This is a genomic window from Pseudoscardovia suis (assembly GCF_002797875.1).
Taxonomy (GTDB): Bacteria; Actinomycetota; Actinomycetes; order Actinomycetales; family Bifidobacteriaceae; genus Pseudoscardovia; species Pseudoscardovia suis.
In genome coordinates this window covers 199129-224689 of the sequence record NZ_PGFC01000001.1, presented here as the reverse complement: position 1 = coordinate 224689, position 25561 = coordinate 199129, and the positions used below count along the sequence as shown (strand labels likewise).

The following is a 25561-nucleotide window of genomic DNA, read 5'->3' as shown; positions in this document are numbered from 1 at the left end:
GAAAACGCGCGCCGCCTTGCATCCCAGGCAGACGCTGAAGTCGAAGCGGCGATGACAGGCCTCGCCGCCCAAGAGACACGCCAGAGGGTGCGCGACGCAGACATCGCACGCGCCCAGGCGAAGGCGGATTCCAAGCGCGCCAAGGCGGAACGCAAGGCGAAGAAAATCCTCACCAAAGGCGAATACAAGGCGCGCAAGATCGAACTCAAGGCGCGCGGCATCGATTTCCGCAAGGTGCGCCTCGACGTGCATGGCCGGCCGAAACCCGCCATGCGCGGCTGGATCCACCTATGCGCCACGCCCCTGGCGCTCGCCGGCGGCATCGTGCTCATATGCCTGGCTCACGGCGCGGGACTCAAATGGGCGTGCGCGGTCTACATGGCGTGCTCGCTCATCCTGTTCGGCAACTCGGCGATCTACCATCTTGGCGACTGGTCGCCTAAGGTCACCGACGTGCTGCGTCGCATCGACCACATGAACATCTTCCTGCTCATCGCCGGCACCTACACGCCCGTCTCATTCGCCCTCGAGGCCCGTACCCGAGACCTCATCCTCATCTCGATCTGGGCGTGCGTGGCGGTCGCGATGATCATCCACGTCGTGTGGATCAACGCACCGCGTTGGCTCTACACGGTTGTCTACATCGTCTTCGGCATCTCCGGCATCGGCTACATGGGACTGTTCTGGCAGTCGCCGCATGCAGGCCCCGCCGTCGTGTGCCTGATTCTCGCAGGCGGCGCGTGTTACATCATCGGCGCCATCATCTACGCCAAGCGCAAGCCCGACCCCTGGCCGCGCGTGTTCGGTTTCCACGAACTGTTCCATCTGGGCACGGTTCTGGGATACGCATGCCACATGGTCGCGGTGTTCATGGTGGTGTGTGCGATGCGGTGATGCGCGATGCGGTGATGTGCACCCCGTCATTTTCAATTCTTCCCGGTTGCCAGCGGGGTCACGGCCGCTGGCGCTCGGGATCATGGCAGGCTTCACGGCCTGCCATTTTTCATGCCCTGACCCCGCACTGCGATTCACTGGCCTCGCCACGCCACATGGCACACCACGCATATGCCAGCGCATGCCCTGCAAACACCCCATGCAGCCCAAACCCCATGCCCGCACATGCCCCGTACAATGGAAAGCAGAGGTGGTTACGATGACGTTCCAGCACACCGACCATTCGGGTCATTCCAATCATTCTGATTCTCTCAATCACTCCGGCCTTGACGACGCCTCGGCTTACGTGCGCCCCGCCGCCGTGGCTGGAGCCTTCTACACCGCGAGCCCGAAGCGTTTGCGCCAGTGGGTCGACGACGCCTTGGCGCAGGCGCAGGCACAGGTCGCGCACTTGAGCGAAACCGGCATCATCTCCAGGGGCGTGCCAAAGGCCGTGATCGTGCCGCATGCCGGCCATCGCTACTCCGGGCGCACGGCGGCGCTGGCGTTCGCACTGCTTGCGCGGGGCAGGGGCCAGATCCGCCGTGTCGTGATTGCCGGCCCCACGCATCGCGTGGCGGTGAGGGGCGTGGCGTGTTGCAATGCACGAGCGTTCGAAACGCCCTTGGGATCGCTCACTGTCGATCGCGACGCCGAGCGCGACGCCGAGCGCCGCGTGCCGTGCATGATTGTCAACGATGCCACGCATGCGCAGGAACATGCCGTTGAGGTGCAGCTGCCGTTCATCCAGCGTGCGCTGGGCGGCGGCGTGCGCATCGTGCCGCTCAACGTGGGCGACTGCTATCCGCAGGAGGCGGGTGACGTGCTGCGCGCCCTGTGGGGAGGCGACGAGACGGCCATTGTGATCAGCTCCGACCTGTCGCATTACCATCCCCACGAATACGCACGCGAGCTTGACGACGCCACGATCGCTGACATCACCGGCGGCGCGCCAGCGATACGCCCGCGACGGGCATGCGGGGCGTTCCCCATCAATGGTCTGCTTGACGTATGTGACGAGCTGGGCATCCGGCCGGTGCTGCTGGGGCGCTGCACGTCCGGCGACGAGGGCGGCGTGCCGGCGCTCGCTGACGAACCGCGTGGTCCGATGCCTGACCCCGATGAGGCAGTGGTCGGCTATGCATCGTTCGGCGTGTGGACGGGCGGAAAGTCACCTGCTGGCGCTAAAAACGCTGATTCGGAATCCTCCCGTGGGGACACGTCCGCCCTGCCCGCGGATGCCGGTCCCGTGCTGCTCTCGATCGCCCGCCGTGCATTGGAGGATGCGCTGGGCATCGATTCGACAGACACAGCAACCGATGCACAACCAGAATCGCACCGCGCCAATCCCGCCGCGCAGGATTCTGACGCATCTCATCCCGCTGCGTCCGATTCCGCCAGCGCGCAGTCCCGCGCCTGGTTGCACACCCCGGGCGCATCGTTCGTCACGCTCACCGAGGACGGGCGATTGCGCGGATGCATCGGCACGCTCACGCCGCATCAACCATTGGAGGCGGATGTCGCCGAGCACGCGGTGGATGCCGCGTTCCGCGACCCTCGCTTCCCTGCCGTGAGGCCGTGGGAGTACCCGTTCCTTGACGTGGAGGTCTCGGTGCTGGGCTCGCCGCATACCATCGATGCGTCAAGCCGCGAGGCGGTGGAGCGGGCGCTCACGCCTGGCGCGGATGGCCTGATATTGGGCGATGGCAGGCATCGCGCCACCTACCTGCCCCAAGTGTGGGAGCAACTTCCCAACCCGCATGATTTCGTCGGGCAGCTGCTGCTCAAGGCAGGTCTGCCCCGTGATTATTGGAGTGACGAGATGACCGCGCAGACTTACCGCGTCACCGCATTCCACGACAGCGGCACGGCGACCGACCGCGATGCATCCGGCACGGACGAAGTCGGAAGGAACTGACATGGCAACCTCATCCACCGCTTCCGCCTCCACCGCTTCCGCCTCCGCCTCTCCGGCCTCCACCGCTTCCGCCTCCGCCTCTCCGGCCTCCGCCGCTTCTGCTTCCGATCAGCGCACCAATGCGGGTGACACCTCCCCGGATGTCGGCAGGTGGCAGCACCGGGGTGCCGATGGTCGCGTCGTATGCGACGTGTGCCCACGGCACTGCCGGCTGCGCCCCGGTCAGCGCGGGTTCTGCTTCGTGCGCTCCTGCCATGACGATGGCCTCATACATTGCGACACCTATGGGCGCAGTTCCGGCTTCGCCATCGACCCGGTTGAGAAGAAACCCCTCAACCACTTCCTGCCGGGCAGCCGCGTGCTCAGCTTCGGCACGGCGGGCTGCAACAGCGCATGCCGGTTCTGCCAGAACTGGGACATTTCCAAAGCACGGGACTGGGACCGCCTGGGCGCCGAGGCTTCGCCAGTGCAGATCGCCACGGCGGCAGTGCGCGACGGCGTGGAATCAGTGGCGTTCACATACAATGACCCCATCGTGTTTGCCGAATACGCCATCGACACAGCCAACGCCTGCCGTGACCGCGGAATCCATCCCATCGCCGTGACCGCAGGCAATATGGAGCTTGCCGCCGCACGCGACTTCTACCCGCACATGGATGCGGCGAACATCGACCTCAAGGGCTTCACCGAGGACTTCTACGAGCGCATCACCGGCTCGCGGCTCGCCGACGTGCTGCGCATCATCGACTATGCGTGCAATGACACGGACTGCTGGGTGGAGCTCACGACACTGCTCATCCCCGGTCACAATGACGACGATGCGCAGCTGCACGCCGAATGCATCTGGATTCGCGAACATGTGGGCTGCGACGTGCCGTTGCATTTCTCCGCGTTCCACCCTGACTACCGCATGCTCGATGTGCCGCCCACTCCTGCCGCGACACTGGAACGGGCGCGTTCGATCGCCATGGACGAGGGCCTGCGCTACGTGTATACGGGCAATGTGCACGACAGCGCCGGAGACGCCACGCTGTGCCCTGCGTGCGGTGCCACGCTCATCCAACGCGACTGGTACATGATTGAATCCGATTTGCTCTCCGCGCCCGCAGGAGACGGCACCTGCCCCACCTGCCATACGCCAATCCCCGGCGTGTGGCACTGAAAACCTGCGTGCGACACTAAAAATTCGGTGCGGTGACAACTGCCACCGCACCGAATTGCCATCGCATCGACATGATTATGAAGATGTGCTTAGAAGATGCGATTGAAAGATACAGCTGATAGCCGCGCCTACGCCGCGAGGGGCTTGGCGTCCTTGATCGTGACGGTGATCTTGCGGCCGTTGGGAGCCTCGTACGTCACTTCGTCGCCGGCCTTGTGGCCTTCGATGGCGGCGCCGATCGGGGATTCGGGGCTGATGACGTCATATTCGGTCGCCACGGCGATGTCACGGCTGCCGAGCACGTAGGTCATCTCGTTGCCAGCGATCTCGATGGTGACGACGGAACCGTTGCCCACCGTGCCTGCCTTGGGGGCCTGCATGATCTGGGCGTTGCGCAGCTTGACGATGAGCTCGTTGATGCGGCCCTCGTTCTTGCCCTGCGCCTCGCGGGCGGCCTGGTAGCCGCCGTTTTCGGAAAGGTCGCCTTCAGCGCGGGCTGCGGCGATCTTCTGCGTGATTTCCTCACGATTGGGGCCTTCGCGCCACTCAAGTTCCTTCTTCAGCTTGTCATATGCCTCCTGCGTGAGCAGGACTGTCTTTTCTTCGGCCATGCTGACCTCCCTGTCGTCCATGACGGATGCGTCACGCCCGCGGGAACCCCGTGCGGACGTGTGGTGTATGGGTATGTGTGCGCAAACGCCTGCGGCCATGAACCGCAGGCGTCCCGCTCACGGCTTCGCGCCGTGGGGCGTCCGGCTGATGCCGGAAAGATTATGTGGAAACCGGTTGAACGGCTGCTGCGACACTCAGTGGATGTCGACAACGAACACGAGGGTGTCGCCGCCCTTGATGCCCGCCTGGGGGATGCCACGGGAACCATAGCCGTAGTCGGAGGGGATGGAGATGAGGAGGCGGGAACGGCGGCTGCGGCCGACGATCGCCAGGTCCCATCCCTTGATGACCTGGCCCACGCCGATGGCGAATTGCGCCGGCGTGCCGCGGTCATAGCTGGAGTCGAAGGGCGTGTCGCTGCCCCAGACAGCGCCGTAATAATCCACGGTCACCGTATCGCCGGCACGCACCAGCGGGCCATTGCCTTCCACAAGCTCCACGACCTTGAGGCCCTTGGGGGCTTCGGTGGCCGGGAATTCGATGACCGGCTTGGCGCCGAACTCGGCGTTCACTGTGGGCATGACGTCTTCTGCCATTGCATTCTCCTCGCTTATGCGGGCTGTTACTGCGTTCTGCACGAGCACCTTGCGGTGCATGCAGGCATTCCGATTCCTTGCAGCACCGGAATGCGCTGGTACCCCAGACGAGACTCGAACTCGTAATCCTTACGGAGGCGGATTTTAAGTCCGCTGCGGCTACCGATTTCGCCACTGGGGCATCGCCGTGCCATGCCAAGGCATTGCACAGAACCACCATACTACCCCATCCATGGGTGTGCTGATAGCCGAACGGCTACGAACCGTCATGCGATTCCTTCCGCCGCGCACACTGCCGGATGCCGCGAAGGCTAGGCTTCGCCGCCCCCGCGCACCCGCTGCGCCAGGTCGCGCACGATTCCATCGAGCAGGCCATGTTCGGATGCCATGTAGGAATCGATGTCGTGCCCCTGTTCGCGCGCAGCCTCTTGGATGCGCCGCAGCACGCGGGTCCACACGAGCGCGCCGCCGCCAATCACATCGATGCGTCCGGGATGGATGACCGGGTACTGCGCCCTGTCGGCGCGGCTCATGCGCAAGATCCTGTCATCGGTGTCGCACACGGCGTCGATGCTGACGCGGGCACCGTCCACGGCGCTCTTATCGTATGTGGACAATCCCAGCGCCAGACCGGTCATCGTCGTGACAGTGCCGGAGACGCCGATGATTGTGCGCGCCGTGCCGGCCGACACGGTGCGGAAAGCCTCGGTGATGCGCTCGTCGATGTCTCGCGTGGCTGCGGCGATTTCTTCCTGAGTGGGAGGATCGGTGTGCAGGTGGCGTTCCGACATGCGCACGGATCCGATGTTCATCGAAAACGCCGCTTGCACGGTGTCCGCATCATCGCCTTCGCCGCCAAGCACCACCTCGGTGGATCCGCCGCCCAAGTCGACGACCACATACGGCGGCTTCGCCACCCCGCCGGCCTGCTGGTCCACGACGGACGTGGCACCAAGGAAACTCAGCCGCGCCTCCTCGGTGCCGGGAATCACATCGGGCCTCACTCCGAGAATCTGCTCGACGGTGTTTTCAAAATCCTCGCGATTGCGCGCATCGCGCGTCGCGGACGTCGCCACGAAACGCAGTGCATCGACCGGATGCTTGCCTAGCACATCGGCGAACTCACGGCACGCAGCGTATGTGCGTTCCAACGCCTCGTCGGCGAACCGGTGCGTCTCATCGATGCCCTGCCCCAGGCGCACGACGCGCATGATGCGGGGCACCACCACGTGCATGCCCGCATCATCGACCTGCGCCACCATGAGGCGAATCGAATTGGTTCCGCAGTCGATTCCTGCAACAGTGACTGCTTTGCTCATTGTTCCTCCCCTGTGCTGTTTGCGTTGACGACGCTGCCTGCATTGTCAGCATTGTCAGCATTGTCAGCATGGCAGCGGCATACCGACGGGCTGAATTCATCCTTCATGCGTTCGAGAGCCATGTCTCCGATCGGATTGGCGCCCGGACCCATCACAAGGCTTTGTCCGATAAGCGCATGCAGACATTTGACGCGAGTGGGCAGCCCGCCGGCGCTCACCGATTCGATATGCTCCTCCGTGTCGCCCAAGCGCACGGCAAGCGCGTGACGGAATGCCAAATACAGCCGGTGGGCGCGATGGTATGCAGCGCTGATCTTGGCGTCATCGTGCACAAGCTGCGTGTACTGCGCCATCACGCCCTGCGCTTCGAGACGCGACGCCGCACGCACCGCCGCCGTTCCGCACAGATAGAACGTCGTGGGGAACGGCACCTTCCCGTCCACCAGCGGACGGGTGACGGTGACGAGCGGCGTTCCGCACACGTCACACCGCCTGCCCACCGCGACCATGCCACGCGGATACCTTCCCAACTGGCGTTGCACAGCGGCGATATCGTCGTCGGACGGCACGTCTCGCATGATCCGCTCCAACAGCTGCGCCGCAAACGCCTCCTCGTCGGGCGTCGGCGTTTCCGCCACGGCGCGCGGCGTGTGGTGGCGGTCGTCGCGGATGGAATTCGTGGAATCTGTCATGTTTCCTCTCAAGCTGGGTTCATTGACACGGATGGATTGGCGCTAGCAGGTTGATGCGGGTGAATTAGCGCTGAGTTCATAGGCAGGGTTCACAGGCGGGTGGTACTGCGTCGGCAGACCCAGCGATGCTCACTGGGCTGCGGAAGAACTGGAATCAGACCCGCCCGCACTGGCGCTCTCACCTGAACTCCCTGCATCAGAGGACGCAGCATCGCCTGAAGCCGAGGCATCCGCCGAAGCGGAAGCACCCTGCGAAGCGGAAGGCGAACTGGAAGCATCGGACGATTGCGTTCCCAACACCTTGCCGATCGTCGCATCCGTGGCGTTTCCAGATGTATCATCCGACTTTTGCAGCGAATACATGAGTTCCTTGTACCACGGCATGGTCGAACCCGTCTTTTGCGAACCATTGGCGGTTGACGTGTCGGAATCCGAATCCCTGCCAGTGTTGATGAGATACACGGGTTTTTCGCCGGAATACACGAAACCGAGGCGCGACCTGGCCTGCGCCTCCACATACGTCTTGTCGCCCCACCTCTGGATCTCGTCTTCCAAGTCGGCCTTCTGCGCGGCAAGCTGAGCTTCCTGCGACTTTGCGGCGTCCAATTCCTTGCGATTTTGCACGTACAACGTGAGCACTTGTGCGAATTGCAAGAAGGCGATGGCGATGATGATAAGCACGACAATGAAGCTGAGCACCGATCCGCTGTTCGCGTCGCCCGTGGATTCGTTCCCGCCACCGTTCCCATGAGCGGAAGAATCACGGTTCTTCGTGCTGCCAGCGGAACCATTGGTGCCGGATCGGCGCGTCGAACCCCAGACGCTGTTACTGCGCCCGCCCGAATTGTGCTCAGCTGAATTGGAATGGTTCGAATGTCGCGTGTCGCTGCGGGATGATTCCGCGCGGGAACCGCCACCGCGGGTCATGCCTACACGCGGTTTGCTGGAGCCTGCTGCAGTACTGCGGGTTGAGCGGGTGCCCGGCCGGACGCCCGAACGGGGAGCTTTCGTTGGCATATCTATGAAAATACCCGTCCCGCTCGACTCAACGCGACGAACCATGGTGGTTCGCGCGCCTGTCGTGCGGGACGGGCATACGCTCGCTCCCCTGCCGCCAGCGAATCGCCGGCAGCCGAGGAATCATGCAATCAAGCGCGCATCACATCACATGACATCACATCACATGAACAGGATGCGCACCGGATGGATCACATGTACTTCTTGCAAGCCTTGAATGCGCTGTAGCCAGCGTACTCAGCGGTGGAGCCGAGCTCCTCCTCGATCTCGAGAAGGCGGTTGTACTTGGCGATGCGCTCGCCGCGAGCCGGGGCACCGGTCTTGATCTGGCGGGTGTTCTTGGCAACCGCGAGGTCAGCGATCGTGGTGTCGGAGGTCTCGCCGGAACGGTGGGACACCATGGAGGTGTAGCCGTTGGCGGTGGCGAGCTCGATGGCGTCGAGCGTCTCGGTCACGGAGCCGATCTGGTTGAGCTTGACGAGCAGGGAGTTCGCGGCACCCATGTCGATAGCCTTCTGCAGGCGCTTCGGGTTGGTCACGAGCAGATCGTCGCCCACGAACTGGAGGCGGTCGCCGAGCTTCTTGGTGATCATTGCCCAGTCGTCCCAGCCTTCTTCCTGGAACGGATCCTCGATGGAGACGATCGGGTAATCGTTGATCAGGTTCTCGTAGAAGTTGAGCATGTACTCAGCGTCACGCTCGCCACCCTCGAAGTGGTACTTGCCGGCCTCGCCCTTGCCGTAGAACTCGGAGGAAGCGACGTCGAGGCAGATGCCGATCTGCTTGCCGGGCTCGTAGCCGGCATCCTGGATGGCCTTCATGATGTAGTCGAGGGAGTCACGGTTGGACTTCATCTTGGGAGCGAAGCCGCCTTCGTCGCCAAGACCGGTTGCCAGGCCGTCCTTCTTCAGCTCGTTCTTCAGGGTGTGGTAGACCTCAACGCCTGCGCGCAGTGCCTCGTGATAGGTGTCGAAGCCGTAGGGGGAGATCATGTATTCCTGAATGTCGGTGGCGAAGTCAGCGTGAGCGCCGCCGTTCATGATGTTCATGTTCGGGACAGGCAGGATGTGGCCGTTGGTGCCGCCGATGTAGCGGTACAGCGGCAGCTCTGCGGATTCCGCGGAAGCGTAGAGAGCGGCGAGGGACACGCCGAGGATTGCATTGGCGCCGAGCTTGCCCTTGTTCGGGGTGCCGTCGAGCTCAATCATCAGGTCGTCGAGGGCGCGCTGATCGGTGGCGTCCATGCCGATGACCTTCGGAGCGATGACATCGTTGACAGCCTTGACGGCGTTGAGAACGCCCTTGCCCTGGTAACGGGACTTGTCGCCATCGCGACGCTCCCAAGCCTCAGCGGCACCGGTGGAGGCGCCGGAAGGCACGAGGCCACGGCCCTGCGCGCCGTCCTCGGTCTCGAGGATGACCTCAACGGTAGGGTTGCCACGGGAATCGAGGATTTCGCGTGCGTAAACGCTTTCGATAACTGCCACAACTACTCCTTTTACGTACTGTTGTGCGGACATTTCTTAGGATAATGGTTCAAATGGACGTTGGCTGGGAGAACGTTGGCTATCGGCGAAAACCTGCGTGTCCAACGTCTTCGAACGCGCAAGCGCCTCGTGTCGCCTGCCTGCGCAGGGCTGTATTGGCAGCGTTGCCGGCAGCCTGTTCGATACCGTTTGCACAACCGTCTCCGCAGCGTCATCGGCGCCCCTGTTCGGCACCCTTCTCAGCAGACTCTTCGGCACCCTTCTCCGCAACCTTACCGACAGCATCACCAGCTTGGCATTGGGCGTTCAGGCGGGATGGCAGGCGGGCAGCGATGAATCAATCCGCCGGTGAATCAACCCGCCTGTGAATCAGCCTGCCTGTGAATCAACCCGCGTATTCCACGATTGCTTTCGTGACATCATGCAGATACGTGAGCGACCGCTCCCAGTCCCCCGGCACTTCGATGGAATGGTTCGCCCCTTCGAACGTGCGCACATGGTCGGTGAGCAGATGCGCCTTGGCGTCATCGAAGTACGGATCAGCCGTGCCGGCGCAGATAAGAGGCTGCGGTGCTTCGTTCGCAGGAGCGGGAAGCGGCACGGGGATGATGGACTTGTGCTTGTCGAACGGCGGCGGATTGAGCACCGGCGTGAGAAGCACGACACGCAAGCCAAGGCGAGCGGCATGCGGGAACGACAACGTGGAAAGCGACTTCGTGATGACCAGCAGGTTCGGGTCCTCCCCCGCTTGGCGCGCCCGGTCAAGCGACTTGGCGCGCCACACGTCTATGACGCGTTCCATGCAGTCGATCATCTCCGGGAACTCCACGCTTTCGGTGAGCTTGAGGTCGAGACGGTCGACATACCAACCTTGCGGTGCGAGCGCTTGCGCAGCCCAATACAGCAACGGGCGGTCGACCGTGTAGCCGATGCCCGGCATGATGAGCACATGCTTGCCGGTGGCCTCGGGCTTGACGATGTTCTTGCCCCATGGTGTGAGTGCCGGCACCACGTTCTTCCACTGCCTGTTGGCGGCGGCACGGCCTGCGGATGTCTGCACGGCTGTCGCCGATGCGCTGGGCGCGGCTGGCCGACTGGATTCTTTTGCACTGGGTTCACTTGACATATGCGGTGTCCTTTTCTTGATGCTGCTTTCAGCTTCGCGCAACACACCGACACCGCCCAGCAAGTTCTTTGATCGTGGAACGCTGCGACCACCACCAGAATCCGCCCAACCTCCGTCATCGGCGACACATTCAGGATTCGCCGAACACGGAAGTTACACCCCCTAAAACGGATCACTAACCTCCGCCATCGGCGACCCACGGACTCGCTCGCCGAACACGGAGGTTACAGCCCCAGAAAACAGACCCTTAACCTCCAGGTTCGGCGACCCATCAACCACTCGCCGAAGACGGAAGTTTGGAGGTCACCAGGACCTGCCCCAACCTCCGCCTTCGGCGACACATTCAGGATTCGCCGATGATGGAGGTTACAGACCCCGAAAACGGGTTCCTAAACTCCGTGTTCGGCGACCCACAGACCATTCGCCGAACACGGAAGTTACAGGTCCCCAAAACGGGTCCTAACCTCCACCATCGGCGACACCTTCAGGATTCGCCGAACACGGAAGTTACACCCCCTAAAACGGATCACTAACCTCCGCCATCGGCGACCCACGGACTCGCTCGCCGAACACGGAGGTTACAGCCCCAGAAAACAGACCCTTAACCTCCAGGTTCGGCGACCCATCAACCACTCGCCGAAGACGGAAGTTTGGAGGTCACCAGGACCTGCCCCAACCTCCGCCTTCGACGACCCATGAACTCGCTCGCCGAACACGGAAGTTTGGAGGTCACCAGGACCTGCCCCAACCTCCGTCTTCGGCGACCCATGGACTCGCCGAACACGGAAGTTACAGACATCTAGAACGAGACCCCAACCTCCGTCATCGGCGAACAATCAACCACTCGCCGAAAACGGAAGTTTGGAGGTCACCAGGACCTGCCCCAACCTCCGACTTCGGCGACACATTCAGGATTCGCCGATGATGGAGGTTACAGACCCCGAAAACGGGTTCCTAAACTCCGTGTTCGGCGACCCACAGACCATTCGCCGAAAACGGAGATTACAGCCCCAGAAAACAGACCCTTAACCTCCATGTTCGGCGACCCATCAACCACTCGTCGAAGACGGAGGTGGCGGTGGCCACCCGCCCTAACGTTCCCCTGCTTACGCGCGGGGCTGGGGGCGCCAGGTGAGGTCGTCGAGCAGCTGATCGGCCCACGCCAGCACTTCGGGCGTGGTCATGGGCTTGGAACCAAGCGAGCCTTGGAACGGCGCGGGGATGATGAGCGTGTGCGTCACCGGGCGGTATTGCGTGCCGTGATATATGCGGATCATGCGCATAAGCACCGAGTCGCGCGGATCGAAGCCGACAACGCGCACGGAACGCCCCTGCGCGATGATGTCGGTGATGCCAAGCGAGCGCGCACGATTGCGCAGCTGCGCCACGGCAAACAGACCGTCGAGCGATTCGGGCAGCGCGCCGTAGCGGTCCCGCAGTTCCTCGCGGATTTCGCGGAAGTCATCCTCGGTGCGTGCCTCGGCGATCTCACGGTATGCGTCCAGGCGCAACTTGTCGGAGGAGATGTAATCCACCGGGATCGACGCCTCCACAGGCAGGTCGATGGTGACGTTCGGCTCTTCCTGCTTCTGCGGCTCCTTGTAGTTCTCGACCGCTTCGGACACCATGCGCACATACAGGTCGAAGCCCACGCCCTCAATGTGGCCGGACTGCTCGCCGCCCAGCAGATTGCCGGTGCCGCGGATCTCCAAGTCCTTCATCGCCACGTCATAGCCCGAACCCAGCGATGTATTCTGCGCGATGGTGGCAAGGCGGTCATGCGCCGTCTGCGTCATGGGTCGTTCCGGGTCATACAGGAAGTACGCGTAGGCGCGCTCGCGTCCACGCCCCACGCGCCCGCGCAACTGGTGCAGCTGGGACAGCCCGAAGCGGTCGGCGCGATCGACGATGAGCGTGTTGGCGTTCGAGATATCAAGCCCGGTTTCGATGATTGTCGTGCACACGAGCACGTCGATGTCGCGATGCCAGAAGTCGCGGATCACGGAATCGAGCTGCTTCTCGCCCATCTTGCCGTGCGCGATGCCGATGTGCGCGTCGGGCACGAGCTCGGCGATGTGGGCGGCGACCTTCGAAATGTCCTGCACGCGGTTGTGCACGTAAAACACCTGTCCGCCGCGCAGCAGCTCGCGCTTGATGGCCGCCGCCACCTGCGCATCCTCATACCGGCCCACATAGGTGAGCACGGGCAGGCGGTCCTCGGGCGGCGTGGCGAGCGTGGACATTTCCCGGATGCCGGTCACCGCCATTTCCAGCGTGCGCGGGATAGGCGTGGCGGACAGCGACAGCACGTCGACGTTCGTGCGCAACGCCTTGAGGGTCTCCTTGTGTTCGACGCCGAAGCGCTGCTCCTCGTCGATGATGACGAGCCCCAGGTCTTTGAACTTGATGGCGGGGTTGAGCAGCTTGTGCGTGCCGATGACGATGTCCACCGTGCCTTTGGCAAGGCCTTCCGCGGTCTGTTTGATCTCCTTGGCGGTCTGGAATCGGCTCATCTGCGCCACTTCCACCGGGAATCCCTCATACCGCTGGGTGAACGTCTCGTAATGCTGCTGCACGAGCAACGTGGTGGGCACGAGCACGGCGACCTGCTTGCCGTCCTGCACGGCCTTGAACGCGGCGCGCACGGCGATTTCGGTTTTGCCGAAGCCCACGTCGCCGCAGATCAGGCGATCCATCGGCACGGGCTTTTCCATGTCGGCTTTCACTTCGTCGATGGTGCGCAGCTGGTCGGGTGTCTCCTGGTAAGGGAACGCGTCCTCGAGCTCGCGTTGCCACGGCGTGTCGGGGCTGAAGGCGAATCCGGGCGTGGATTGGCGCGCCGAATACAGCTTCACCAAGTCGTCGGCGATCTCCTTGACATGCTTGCGGGCGCGCGCTTTCGTCGCCGCCCAATCGGAGCCTCCGAGTTTGTTGAGCTTGGGCTCGTCCGAACCGATGTACTTGCTGATCTGGTCGAGCTGGTCCGTGGGAATGTACAGTTTGTCGGCCGGGGCGCCGCGACGCGACGGGGCGTATTCGATCACGAGGTATTCGCGCTCGGATTTTGCAGCTCCGCTTCCGATCGCACGCTTCATGAGGCCTTTGAAACGACCGATGCCATGCTGCTCATGCACGACGTAATCGCCGTCCTTGAGTTCCATGAGGTCGATTGCCTTGCGACGGCGCGACGGGGTGCGCTGCACTCCAGCGGCCGAGTTGCGCCCGGTGATGTCACGTTCGGTGAGCACCGCCAGTCCGGCGGCTTCGTCGATGAATCCGTCGACGGCACGCGACGGCACGTAGTCCACTCCGGTCACGATCGCTTCGGTGAGCGCCCGCTTGAGGCGTGACAGCGTGCCTTGAGCAGCGGCGGTGACGACGACCTTCATGCGGCGATCGACGAGGGCGCGTACGCCGTCGACGACACGCTGCTCCTCCCCGCGGAACTGCTGGGCAGGCGTGGCGTCGAGAGTCACGTGGCCCGGTGTGTCAAGAGCTGCAGCAGGTGCGGATGTCCCGAAATCCGACAGTTCCCACACCTGGCGGCGAGCGGATCGGCCTGTCACTGTCCGCGCATCCGAAGAAGCAGAAGAACCTTCGGCGGAAGTATCCGCAGCGGAGCCATCGGCCGTCGTGATGCCGGCGACCGCATCATCGTAGTCAAGGAAGCTCGCGGCATCGAAGGTGATGGGGGCGCCGGCACCGGTTCCCTCGGCAGCCACATGCCAGCTGGCGGCGAGGAATTCGCCGGAGGTGCGGGCGAGGTCGTCGGCGGCGCGGCGCAACCGTTCGGGGTCGGAGAGCATGACGGTGCAATCGTCGCTGAACAGGCGGCTGACGGGGCGCAGATCGTCAACGAGCGCGGGAATGAGCGACTCCATGCCTTCCACGGGCACGGCGTTCGCGATGGATTCGAGCATATCGTCAGCGTTGTCGATCTTGCCCACCAAGGAGCGTGCGCGCGTGCGCACGGCGTCGGTAAGCGGCAGTTCACGGCAGGGCGTGGCCCAGATGACGGGCACGTCGCCACCGAACGTGCGCTGGTCGGATGCATGGAATTCGCGAATGGAATCGATGTCGTCGCCGAAGAATTCGATGCGCACAGGGTGAGGTGCCGTGGGCGGGAACACGTCGATGATGCCGCCACGCACCGCGAATTCACCGCGGTCCATCACCAGGTCGGTGCGGGTGTAGGCGTTTTCGACAAGTCTTTTTTCGGCAGCGTCGAAGCCGAGTTCGTCACCTTGACGGAATACGAGCGGCTCCACGTCCTCGATGCCGGCGACGATCGGCTGGATGAGCGATCGCACGGGCATCACGAGGATGCGAATGGGCGTGAACAGCGTGTCACCTGCCTGGGGATGCGCCAGACGGTAGAACACCGCCATGCGCTGCGCCACGGTGTCGGCGCGAGGCGACAACCTCTCATGCGGCAGCGTCTCCCATGCATCAAGCACCGCCACGTCGCGCGGATTGCCGTCACACCACGAGCGGATGGCTCCGGCGGCGTCCTCGGCGTCGCGTCCGGACGGCACGACGAGCACGACCTGGCCTGCCGTCGCCCGTGCCGCGGCAATTGCAGGGCGCAGACCTTCGGGAACGTCGACGACGATGCTGTCGCCGTCGCTGACGCCTTGATTCAACGAATGGGCAGCTCCACTGACAAGGGATGAATAGGCAGCGTCGCCGTCAAGCAACGGCAGCAGCGGGGCGAGCGAACCATCGAGACGAATCGGCGTGCGCTTGGAATCCGTCCGCCGTGCGCCACCTCGGGAGGCAGCGCCAGAAACACGGGAGGCGCCAGAGGTGCCAGAAGCGCGAGAGCGGCCAGAAGTGTGGGGAGCATCAGCGGCCATTGAAATGCTCCTGCGCGGCGGTCAGCCCGTCGATGGCGATGGTTTCCGCGGCATCCGCGCCATCGGCGAGGAATTCCTCAAGCTGCTTGCGCTGGGATGGCGCGAAACCGCCAAGCACCCAGTCGATCGTGTTCTGGTGGGCGTTCGCGCCGCGGGCTGCATGCCCCACGCCCAGGCGCACGCGGTAATACTTGTTGGTGCCCAGCGACCGGTCTATGGACTTGATGCCGTTATGCCCGCCCGCGGAACCGCCGGTCTTGACCTTGATGCGGCCGAATTCGAGGTCCATGTCGTCATGGATCACGATGACATGCTCGGAAGGGATGTTGTAATACGCGCAGATGGATGCGACCGCGTTGCCGGAATCGTTCATGTAGGTGAGCGGCTTGGCGAGGAAGAACTTGCGCGAAGTGCCGCCCAAGTTCATCACGCCCTTGCCCAGCATCGCCAGTCCCTTGTGGTCCGAGAAGCTCACATCCCAGCGTTGCGCGAGCACGTCGGCGCACATGAAGCCCATGTTGTGCCGCGTTCCTTCGTACTTCTTGCCGGGATTGCCCAGTCCAGCCACCAACCAGAAATCAGATGCCATGCCACTCCGCCTTCGCTCCTGTGGACCGATGATGCCTCGATCGACTCATTCATTCGTTTCGAGATAACTCTGAAGGCTCGACTTTGGCACGGTTTCTCACCCACGGTGAAACGGCAACGCTCCCCACGGAGAGAAGGCCATCCGCTCAGCCTGCGACAGGCACGCGCACCGGCTCGGCATCGCCCACGATGGGCACGCCCAGCTTGGCAGGAAGCCCTTCGAGCTCGCCTGCCACGTCCTCTCCCCTGCCGGCAGCACCAGCGGCAAGCGCACGATCGAGATCCGCGATGAGGTCCCGCACGTCCTCAATGCCGATGGACAGGCGGATCAAACCGTCGGTGATGCCCACCTTGAGTCGTTCGGCGCGGGGAAGTTCAAAATGCGTCATGCGGCTGGGCAGTTCGGCGAGGGATTCAACGGCTCCCAGCGACACGGCGAGGCGGAAGAGGCGGAACGCATTGAGCACGACCACCGGATCGATGAGGGATTCATCGACTTCGAACGAGAGCACGCCACCGAATCCGTGCAATTCACGGGAAGCCAGCTCATGACCGGGATCGGACGCAAGGCCTGGGTAGTGCACGGCGGTCACGCCGGGATGCGACTGCAGATGCTCGGCGATCTTCTGCGCGTTGTCCTGCTGGCGGTCGATGCGCAATGCCAGCGTCTGGATGCCGCGGCGCACCGCATCGGATTCCTGCGGTGGCAGCACGCCGCCCAGACGGTTCTGCGCGTAATACAGCCTGTTGGCGAGGTCCTCGCGTCCTGTCACCGCCACGCCGGCGATCACGTCGGAATGACCGGCGAGATATTTGGTTGCCGAATGCAGCACGATGTCCGCCCCCAAGTCGAGGGGGTTCTGCAGATACGGCGAAACGAACGTGTTGTCGACAATCGAAATGGCGCCGGCTTCATGCGCCAGCCGGGACAACGCCTCGACGTCATTGACCTTGAGCAATGGGTTCGTGAGGGTTTCGAAATACAAGGCCTTCGCGTCGGGCTGCGCGAGCGCCTCACGCACCGCATCGAGATCTTGCGTATTCACGACGGTGAACTGCAGCCCCCATCTGCGGAAGAACTCATTGACTTGGGAATAGGTGCCACCGTATATATTGTCACCCACGACGATGCGCTCGCCGGGCTTGAAAATCGACAGCGCCGCATGGATGGCGGCAAGCCCCGATGCGAACGCGAAACCGCGCACGCCATGCTCGAGCTGCGCCACCTGCCGTTCGAGGAATTCGCGGGTGGGGTTTCCCGATCGTGCATAATCCCAGTGGGGCATGGACTCCACCGATTCGAAGGCAAATGTCGATGAATTGTAGATGGGCGGGTTCACGGCACCCGTGTTGTTGTCGTTGACGGGAATCCCGTGGACGAGCTGCGTGGCGAAATATGACATGATGCACCTCCTCGGTGGTGTAAAGCGCAGCATGCGACGCGCTGCGCGATTGTCCTGCTCCGGCTTGTGCCGTCGCATGGCTCCACACTAAGGCGCCGCGCCGCCGGCAACGGCGGCGTGGCTATGCACAATATTGATGGACGGTTATCAACGCGGGACGTTTATCAACGCCGCGAGGAAATTTTCGGCGAATCGTCCCGAATCTGCATCAACCGCCACATGCACCCGCGCAACGTCGTCTTCGGCGACCAGCCGCGCCAATCCCATCGGATCGCCCACCGTGCGCCCGCGCACACCATGACCGTCCCCGGTGGCCAGCTGCACTTTCATCGGCAGGTCGATCGTGCGCACCAGCGTGGGGTCGAGCGCGACCGCCGCCGCCAACGGGTCATGCAACGGCGCACCGAGGGCGAACTGGGGGTCGACACTCGCGTTCGCCTCAATCATCACCGACATGATGTCGGCAAGGAAGTCTGTTTGCGCAGTGCCGGCGCTGCGCACGGCGTCGCGCATCGCCGGCGTGCACAGGCACCGATGCGTTGCATCGAGCCCGACGAGCGTCACGTCAGCGCCGGAGCGTACCACGAAGTCAGCCGCCTCAGGGTCCTGGATGATGTTGGTCTCGGACGTGAGGTCATAGCAATTGCCTTGTTGGAGGAAGGCGCCGCCCATGGCGACGATGCGCAGGTTCCGCGCAATCTCGGGGGCGCGGCGGATTGCCTCGGCGGCGTCGGTGAGCGGCCCGGTGGTGACGAGGGTGAGGTCGCCGCCCCACCTGCGAGCGGCGGCGATGATGGCGTCCACGCCGCCGCCGTCCCCTGCTGGCTCGGCGGTGGCGGGAATCGTGGGGGCGTCCTGTGCCGGCAGATACCCGCCGTACGATATGACCGTGGTGCGGGTGGCGCGTGCCGTGGCGTCGGCTGAATGCACCAGCGCCGGGTCAGGCAACGCCTGAGCGGCGTGCTTCATGGCGGCGCTCAGGTGAGCGGCACGCTGTGCGGCAACCGGGGCGCCAGCCGGCAGGTAATCATCGACGTCCAAGCCGCCCAATCCATTAAATCCATGGAAATGGGCGCAGGCGGCGTCGGGCACGAAGCAATCGGCCCACGAGGGGGCGCGGCTGCCCGCATACACGGGAACCGCATCCGCACCCAGCAGCCGCAGCACATCACGGGTGTTGCGCTCAGCCTGGGATTGCGCCACGTTGCCATAGGTCGCCACCACGCCAATCAACCGGCCCGGGGCGGCGCCGAGCAGCAACGCCAATGCCAGCGCGTCGTCCACGCCTGTGTCAGTGTCCATCAGGATGGGCCCGGCCGGCATCACGCCGCCGTCCGTCGTCCGGTTCCTCATAGCTGGCTTGCCGGCTGCGGATCGGCGAGGTAATCGTCGGTCGCGAGTTGCTTGACCTGCGGGTCGGCGCTCACGGGATCGCCGTTCGCGTCGGTGTAGGTGCCCGCCTGTGAAAGGAAGTCGAGGTACTTCTGCACGCCGTCGTAATCGATGTCGCCGACGCGGGCGGTGCCGGCGACAATGGCGTCATGGTCGCCCCAATACTGCCCTTCGACGATGGTGTTCATGCTTTTCTTGACGAATGCTTCGTCAAGGTTGGCGTCCGCAGCGCCTGCAACAAGGATGCTCGCCGCGTCGTCGGGATTGGCATAGGCGTATTCGTATCCGCGCTGCGTGGCCTGCACGAATGCCTTCACAAGGTCGGGGTCGGACGAGATCGTGGAATTCGATGTGATCACGCCGATCGAATCCGCATTGCCGGGGATGCCGTAGTCAGGTTCCTTGAAGCAGGTGAGCTGGGGGCCGTTCATCTCGGCCTGCACGCCTTCCCACGTTGCGTAGAACCCGCCGAAATCAGCCTGGCCACTGCCCAGCGTCTGGAATGTGGACGTGCCCACGGTCACTTTGTCGAACGTGCCTTGGCCACCGTCATTGCGAATCATGGCCTTGATGACGGCATCATCCTCATTGGAACCGAAGGTGGCGAAGGTCTTGCCGTCGAGGTCCTTGGGGCGGGTGATGGAGGTGTTGGATGCGAGCGCGCACCAGATGGCGCTCGGCTTCTGCTGCACTTGGAGCACTTCGGTGAGGTTGGCTCCCTTGACGCTGTAATCGGCGACGTTCGTGAGGTTCGACAGCGCGAAATCCGCCTGGCCGTTCTGCACAGCCTGCTCGGCGCCCGCCTGGGAAACGGCGATGATGTCGACGTCGAGGCCGGCCTGGGCGAAATATCCGCGGTCCTTGGCGACGTACACGCCGATGTGGTTGGTGTCGGGCGCCCACGACAGCATGAACGTGACCTTGCGCAAGCCCGATGAGCTCGATGATGCGGCGGTGTTGCCTGACCCCGAGCACCCTGATGTCAAGGCAAGTGCGGTGACAGCAAGCGCCGCGGCGAGTCCACGTGCGGCGCGATGAACCATGCCGCTCAGACGGATACGAGCATGGCGATTGAAATGGGATTGATGGTCGGTGGGACCGATGTGACTGGGCATGAAAGAAGGCATTCCCTGGTTCCTCTGATTGATGGATTCGCTTCCTCTGGGATGCGCCTAGGCCGGTCAGAGAAAGCGGCAGGGACCGGGAGCGCCGGCAACGCCCCCGCCACGCTCGTCAAGCCCTTCGCTTTACAAGCGTCCAGCGGTTTGCCACACGTTGCCGTCAGTCACTATAGCGCAACCGCCCGCCGTCCTTGACTGCAGCCGGCATGTCCGCAATCCCGCACCACGTCATCATCCTGCCTCACGCTATCATGGAGACATCCGGTGCTTCGGCACTGCTGGGGCCGGTCGGAGCGGGACTCATCACCTTACCCGCCACGCGGCCCGGAAAGGTGTTTTCGTGACGGTTCTCGCCCATTCCTCCTCGGCGGCATCATCTGCGGCGTCATCCGCTGCATCATCCGCGGTCTCGCCCACCGATTCTTCCGCGACATCCACGGCATCCGCTACATCCGCGACATCCACGGCATCCGCAACGCCCCGCCGCACACGCCGCATTCCGCAGCGTCTGATGCGGGCCGCGACCACCATCGTCACCGGTGTCGTGATCCTCATCATCTGGCAGATATGGACGGATGCGGCGCATGTGCCGTCCACCCTCATGCCCTCCCCCGTCGCCATCGCACAGGCTGCCGGCAAGTCATGGCACACGCTGTGGCCGGCGCTGCAAATCACCGGCGCGGAAGGCATCATCGGCTTCATCATCGCCATCGCGGCAGGCATTGCGCTGGGCGTGGGCTTCCACTGCTCGCGTCTGCTCCATGCCACGCTGCTGCCGTATCTCACCGCAGCGCAAACACTGCCGCTTATCGCCATCGCCCCGATGTTCCTCATCTGGTTTGGATTTGAACCCACGGGCAAGGTGGTGCTGGTGGCGATCTTCGGCCTGTTCCCCGTGGCGGTGCAGACGGTGCGTGGATTGGATTCGGTGCCACGATTCTACGAGGACGTGGCGCTCACCTGCGGCGCAAGCCCCGCGTGGACGCTGTGGCATGTCAAGCTGCGCGTCGCCGCACGGCAGATTTTCGGTGGCATTCGCATCAGCGCCGCTTACACGCTCTCCACAGCGACGACCGCCGAATACCTGGGAGCGCGCAAAGGCCTGGGCATCTGGCTGCAGATGGCCTATAACTCGTTCCGCACGCCGCTCATCTTCGTGGCGGCGTTCGCCATCATCATCGCCACGGGAATCCTGCTGTTGCTGGTGGATGGCGTGGAGCTGGCGCTGCTGGGCAATCCAGAAGACGACGACCTTTCATAACCCGCCGGCCGCCGCCAGCCGCCGATGCGCCGCCGGCCGCCAGCCACCAGCCGCCGATGGACCGCCGACCATCCGCTGACCGTCCGCCTGCCAGCCTCCAGCTTCCCGACAGACAGCCGTTTCCCGAACCCCTTCGCCTCGGGAGCATCAGACGAGGTTCTTGTACCAATACGCCACGTCGAGCGCCACCCCGTCGTTCACCACGCCACCGGGAAGAACCCCAAAGCGGGTGAAACCGAACTTGCGCATGAGCGCCGTGGAACCTTCGTTGCGAGTGAAGACAACGCTCACCGCCATGCGATATCCGCGGCTGCGGGCGGCGTCGAGCAGCCAGTGCACGAGCACGGTGCCCGCGCCCTTGCCCCTCCAGTATTGGCCGATGTAGTAGCTCAGCTCCACGACGCCGTCATAGCCGGCGCGCGGCCTGTAGCGGCTCAGCGACCCGAAACCGATGACCGCCCCGTTGCATGTGATGACCACCACTGGGTATTGCGAGCGCGGCTGGTGCGATCCCATCCAGTCGATGCGCTGATCGAACGTGCGCTCGTCCACATCGCTCGTGGCGTCGCCTTGGCGTATCGCCTGGTTGTAGATGGACGTGATGGAGTGCATGTCGCCCACGCGCGCGTCGCGCACTTCATAGGCCGCTGTGTCTGCCGGCAGACGTGCGCCAGAGCCCGCGGCGTCGGGTTCGGCGTTGCGCACGTCCTTGGGTTCGGCGTTGCCCGCGGCCTCGGATGCGGCCTTGGGTGCAGCATCGTGCGCGGCACTGTTCTGGGCGCCAGACGCATCGGCGCGGCGCCCCTCGGTCTGGTTCAGCTCATCGCCATCATTGCTGCTCATTGAGCTTCGATTCCTCTTCGGTTGCCTTCGCCAAGGCATCCTTGAGTTTCTTCTGGGCATCGCCGTAAGCCGACCAGTCGCCGTTCTTCATCGCTTGGTCTGCGTCGTTCAAAGCCTTGTTGGCGTCGTCGAGAGCCTGCTTCAACGCGGCGTCCGACTGGTCGGCGCCTGTGGAGGAACCGGTTGATGGGCTGGCGGATGACCCAGCAGAGGCACTGGCAGATGGGCTGGAGCTGCTGTCCGAACCGCTGCCGCTGCCTGACGAATCACTGCCGCTGGCATCGCCGCCTGTAGAGTCACCCGACGCATCGCCACCCAGAGCCCCGTTGTTCGCTGTGGTCGCTTTGTCGGCATCTCCTGCCTTCGCGCCGGAATCACCGCCAAACACTTGGTCAAGCGCCTCATCCAGCGTGTCGGCGAATCCCACTTGGTCACCGAACGCCACAAGCACCTTCTTGAGCAGCGGATAGCTGGTGGTGCCGTTCGACTTCACATAAACGGGCTGCACATACACGAGGCCGCCGCCGATGGGCAGGGTGAGCAGATTGCCGCGGTCCACCACGGTGTCGCCCTGCTGCAGCAGGTTGAGTTCCTTCGATACGGTGGCGTTGGCATTGAAGTTGTTTTGCGCCTGGCCCGGACCCGGCACATTGGAGTTCTTGGGCAGTTCGAGCAAACGCAGCGTGCCGTAACGCGAACCCACGGTGCCCGCCTGGTCGCCTGCATCGGAGTCGACGCTGAGGAATCCGGTGAGGATCTCCCTCGTGGAGGTGCCTGCAGGAATGTAGGTGCTGGTGAGCGAGAACGTGGGCTCACTCATGCCTTCGGTCTGAAGTGTGAGGTAGTAGGGCGGCTGGAGCACGCCTTCTGACTTCTGCGCGTCGGATTCCGTCGGATCGGTCGGCACTTGCCAGAAGTCCTCGCCGGAGAAGAACTCACTGGCATCGGTCACATGGTATTTGGCCAGCAGCGAGCGCTGTACCTTGAACATGCCCTCGGGGTAACGCAGGTGGCTCATCAGATCGCCGCTGATGTCGCTGATTGACTTGTATTGGCCGGGGAATATGCCTTCCCATGCCTTGAGCACCGGGTCGGAAGGATCCCAGGCATACAGGTCCACATGGCCGTCGTAAGCGTCCACGACCGCCTTGACGGAGTTGCGCATGTAGTTGACGGTCTCTGACTGCAAGGACTTGACGGTGCTGGAATCCTCCGTCACCGAATCCTTCGTGATGGATGCCAGGTCCACGCTCTGGCTGTAGGGGTAAGCGTCGGAGGTGGTGTAGGCGTCCACGATCCACTTGACGCGCCCATCCACGACCGCCGGATACACGCGTCCGTCCAGCGTGAGGTAGGGCGCGACCTTGCGTACGCGTTGCGACGGGTCGCGGTAATACAGGATTTGCGAAGCGGAGTTGACACGGTCGGAGAAGAAGATCTGGTCGGTGCCGAAACGCATCGAATACAGCAGCTTCGTCAACGGGTTGCTCACCTTGGGGCCGCCATTGCCCTGGAAGGTGGTCGTGACGCCGGAGGATCCGGACGGATAGTCGAACTCCCAACTGTTGGCGCTGTCGGAACCGACGATGGAATAGTCGGGTGCGTTGGGCGAGAAGTAGATGCGCGGTTCGTAGTTTTCCTGGCTGGTGAGCGCGCCGGTGGTGGGAATGTTGGACTCGAAGAAGCTGGGCTGGCCGTCGGCGGTGATTTTGTTGCCGTATGCCGCCACGACGCCGTAACCATGCGTGTAGACGGTGTGGTCGTTGACCCAGTTGCGGTTGTCGTTGCCGTCGAGATTGAGCTCACGGGCGGCGATCACGGTGTCCTGGCTCGTGCCGTTGATCGTGTATTTGTCGATGGACAGTGTGTCGGCGAACGTGTAGTACTGCTTGGACTGCTGCAGCTGTTTGAACGTGGGCGAGACGACCTGCGGGTCGAGCAGGCGGATCTGCGCGGTGGTCTCGGCATCCTGCGAGAGGGCGCCTGTCTTCGCCTGGGTGGAGGCGTCGTAGTCGTTCACTTCGATGTTTTGCAAGCCGTAGGCGTAGCGCGTGGCATCGATGTTGCGCTGGATATAGGGGGATTCAAGCTCCTGCGCATTCGGATCCACGCGGAACCGCGAGAGGACCGCCGGGTATGCCGCGCCTCCGATCATGGAGACGACCACGAGCACGGCAATCACCACGAGCGGCATGCGCCACGATTGCAACGCCTCGCCTGCCGTGGTGTAAACGGCGCCGCCGCGGAACGCCTTGGACGTCATGACCCACACGCCCAGCGCGATGCCGGAGACAAGGAAGAGGACCGCCATGATGAAGTCCATGGGGATTGTGGCGTGCACCGTCGTGTAGGATGCGCCGTCGGTGCGGGAACCGGCATCGGTGAAATGCGAGAAACCGGCGAGCGTCTGGTTGGCGGCAAGCGCCAGGCCGCACAGGATGAGCCATACGCCGACCTGACGGCGCGCCTTGGCGGTGAAGTCGAACACTCCCCTGCCATGCGTGGGCAGCGTGAAGCGGATGCCGCCTACGGCGATGTGCATGGCGACGCTCACCACGAGCCCCAGAAGCATGAGCGCCACGAGGGCGGATGCCAACAGCCTCAGTCCCGGCAGCATGAACACATAGAATCCGCTGTCGATGCCGAACTGCGGGTCGCGTGTGCCGAAACTTTGGTTGTGGAACAGCAGCAATATCTGCGCCCATTGCGAGAAGACCCGGGAGCCGACCGCGATGGCGACGATGATGGCGAGCACGACCGCGATGCGGCGCGCGAAGGAAGTCGTGATGCCTCCTCGCTGTTCGAGCACGCCGTCGTCGGTGGTGTGGAAGTGCTTGCCGTCGGCGCCGTCCGGCCTTACGGCGATGGCACGCCATGCGGCCAGCAGCGTGATGGCGAACGTCACCACGGCGTAGGCGAGCCACACGCCCACTTTGATGCCCAGTTGCGTCCAGATGACAGACGCATAGCCGGCTTGTGCATACCACATGACTTCAGTGATGAAGTTCGCGCACAGCATCAGCACGAGCACCAACGCGAGCACGACGATGGGGGTGATCCATGCGATTCTGTGCCCCTTGCCATGGCTGCCCGATGGCTCGGCGCTGCGGCTGATGCGCTTGCGACGGCGCGCGCTGGCACCCTCGGGGTCGATTCGGTCAAGGAAGGAATCCCACTGCTCGCTATATCTCATACGCACAGCTTACACAAGGCAGTCATGAAACCGCACGACATT

At 63.4% G+C, this 25561-nt stretch carries 17 protein-coding genes, 1 tRNA gene and 1 pseudogene; 4 read left to right on the top strand and 15 right to left on the bottom strand.

The genetic code is table 11. From position 1 onward, the window contains the following. Positions 1-51: 51 nt before the first annotated feature. The 3 genes from trhA to amrS all read left to right on the top strand — a co-directional run bounded on the left by trhA (position 52) and on the right by amrS (position 4013). On the top strand, positions 52-894 hold the full coding sequence (gene trhA, locus CLV65_RS00845) for a PAQR family membrane homeostasis protein TrhA (protein WP_244569140.1): 843 nt from the start codon (positions 52-54) through the stop codon (positions 892-894). Positions 895-1153: 259 nt separating this feature from the next. Continuing rightward, the gene (gene amrB, locus CLV65_RS00840) at positions 1154-2851 is read left to right on the top strand and encodes an AmmeMemoRadiSam system protein B (RefSeq protein ID WP_094691033.1); all 1698 of its coding nucleotides are present in this window, start codon (positions 1154-1156) and stop codon (positions 2849-2851) included. Between the two features lies 1 nt (position 2852). Beyond that, entirely contained in the window at positions 2853-4013 is a 1161-nt protein-coding gene (gene amrS, locus CLV65_RS00835; RefSeq protein WP_094691034.1) for an AmmeMemoRadiSam system radical SAM enzyme, read from the top strand. A 128-nt stretch (positions 4014-4141) separates the two neighbouring features. Here amrS and CLV65_RS00830 read toward each other — a convergent pair whose 3' ends face one another. From CLV65_RS00830 to CLV65_RS00765, 13 genes are all read right to left on the bottom strand, one after another. Next, positions 4142-4624 (bottom strand): GreA/GreB family elongation factor, encoded by a 483-nt coding sequence (locus CLV65_RS00830; RefSeq protein WP_094691035.1) that lies wholly within the window; start codon positions 4622-4624, stop codon positions 4142-4144. A 195-nt stretch (positions 4625-4819) separates the two neighbouring features. Continuing rightward, positions 4820-5221 carry an FKBP-type peptidyl-prolyl cis-trans isomerase gene (locus tag CLV65_RS00825; RefSeq protein ID WP_094691230.1) on the bottom strand — a complete coding sequence of 134 codons (402 nt, stop codon included), beginning with the start codon at positions 5219-5221 and terminating at the stop codon, positions 4820-4822. A gap of 96 nt (positions 5222-5317) precedes the next feature. Beyond that, positions 5318-5402: transfer RNA gene (locus tag CLV65_RS00820), tRNA-Leu, on the bottom strand. A 130-nt stretch (positions 5403-5532) separates the two neighbouring features. Then, positions 5533-6540, bottom strand: coding sequence for a Ppx/GppA phosphatase family protein (locus CLV65_RS00815; RefSeq protein WP_094691036.1), 1008 nt, complete (start codon positions 6538-6540; stop codon positions 5533-5535). Then, entirely contained in the window at positions 6537-7118 is a 582-nt protein-coding gene (locus CLV65_RS00810; RefSeq protein WP_244569141.1) for a DUF501 domain-containing protein, read from the bottom strand. The genes CLV65_RS00815 and CLV65_RS00810 overlap by 4 nt, the downstream gene beginning before the upstream one ends. Before the next feature lie 243 nt (positions 7119-7361). Next, a complete protein-coding gene (locus CLV65_RS00805; protein WP_157847178.1) occupies positions 7362-8159 on the bottom strand; it encodes an FtsB family cell division protein in 798 nt (265 codons plus the stop codon). 281 nt (positions 8160-8440) lie between these two features. Next, positions 8441-9736: a phosphopyruvate hydratase gene (gene eno / locus CLV65_RS00800; RefSeq protein WP_094691041.1), complete on the bottom strand. Its 1296-nt coding sequence runs from the start codon at positions 9734-9736 to the stop codon at positions 8441-8443. A 385-nt stretch (positions 9737-10121) separates the two neighbouring features. Further along, entirely contained in the window at positions 10122-10862 is a 741-nt protein-coding gene (locus tag CLV65_RS00790; RefSeq protein WP_244569127.1) for an alpha/beta fold hydrolase, read from the bottom strand. Between the two features lie 1106 nt (positions 10863-11968). Further along, positions 11969-15718 carry a transcription-repair coupling factor gene (gene mfd / locus CLV65_RS00785; RefSeq protein WP_094691045.1) on the bottom strand — a complete coding sequence of 1250 codons (3750 nt, stop codon included), beginning with the start codon at positions 15716-15718 and terminating at the stop codon, positions 11969-11971. Further along, a complete protein-coding gene (pth, locus tag CLV65_RS00780; RefSeq protein ID WP_094691047.1) occupies positions 15708-16307 on the bottom strand; it encodes an aminoacyl-tRNA hydrolase in 600 nt (199 codons plus the stop codon). The genes mfd and pth overlap by 11 nt, the downstream gene beginning before the upstream one ends. 145 nt (positions 16308-16452) lie before the next feature. Beyond that, positions 16453-17709, bottom strand: coding sequence for a trans-sulfuration enzyme family protein (locus CLV65_RS00775; protein WP_094691048.1), 1257 nt, complete (start codon positions 17707-17709; stop codon positions 16453-16455). 147 nt (positions 17710-17856) lie between these two features. Then, entirely contained in the window at positions 17857-19062 is a 1206-nt protein-coding gene (locus CLV65_RS00770) for a nucleoside hydrolase (protein WP_244569128.1), read from the bottom strand. After that, on the bottom strand, positions 19059-20144 hold the full coding sequence (locus tag CLV65_RS00765) for an ABC transporter substrate-binding protein (protein WP_094691232.1): 1086 nt from the start codon (positions 20142-20144) through the stop codon (positions 19059-19061). Before CLV65_RS00765 ends, CLV65_RS00770 begins: the two co-directional genes overlap by 4 nt. A gap of 589 nt (positions 20145-20733) precedes the next feature. On the opposite strand from CLV65_RS00765, the gene CLV65_RS00760 reads away from it, so the two are divergent. After that, the gene (locus CLV65_RS00760; protein ID WP_094691233.1) at positions 20734-21483 is read left to right on the top strand and encodes an ABC transporter permease; all 750 of its coding nucleotides are present in this window, start codon (positions 20734-20736) and stop codon (positions 21481-21483) included. Between the two features lie 147 nt (positions 21484-21630). Here the strand turns inward: CLV65_RS00760 and CLV65_RS00755 are convergent, their stop codons facing one another. Both CLV65_RS00755 and CLV65_RS00750 read right to left on the bottom strand, forming a co-directional pair. Beyond that, complete coding sequence (locus CLV65_RS00755) at positions 21631-22326, bottom strand: GNAT family N-acetyltransferase (RefSeq protein WP_094691051.1); 696 nt, start codon at positions 22324-22326, stop codon at positions 21631-21633. Then, positions 22313-25474 (bottom strand): annotated as a pseudogene (locus CLV65_RS00750) (UPF0182 family membrane protein); the annotation flags it as partial. The gene CLV65_RS00755 and the pseudogene CLV65_RS00750, both read right to left, overlap by 14 nt. Positions 25475-25561: the final 87 nt, after the last annotated feature.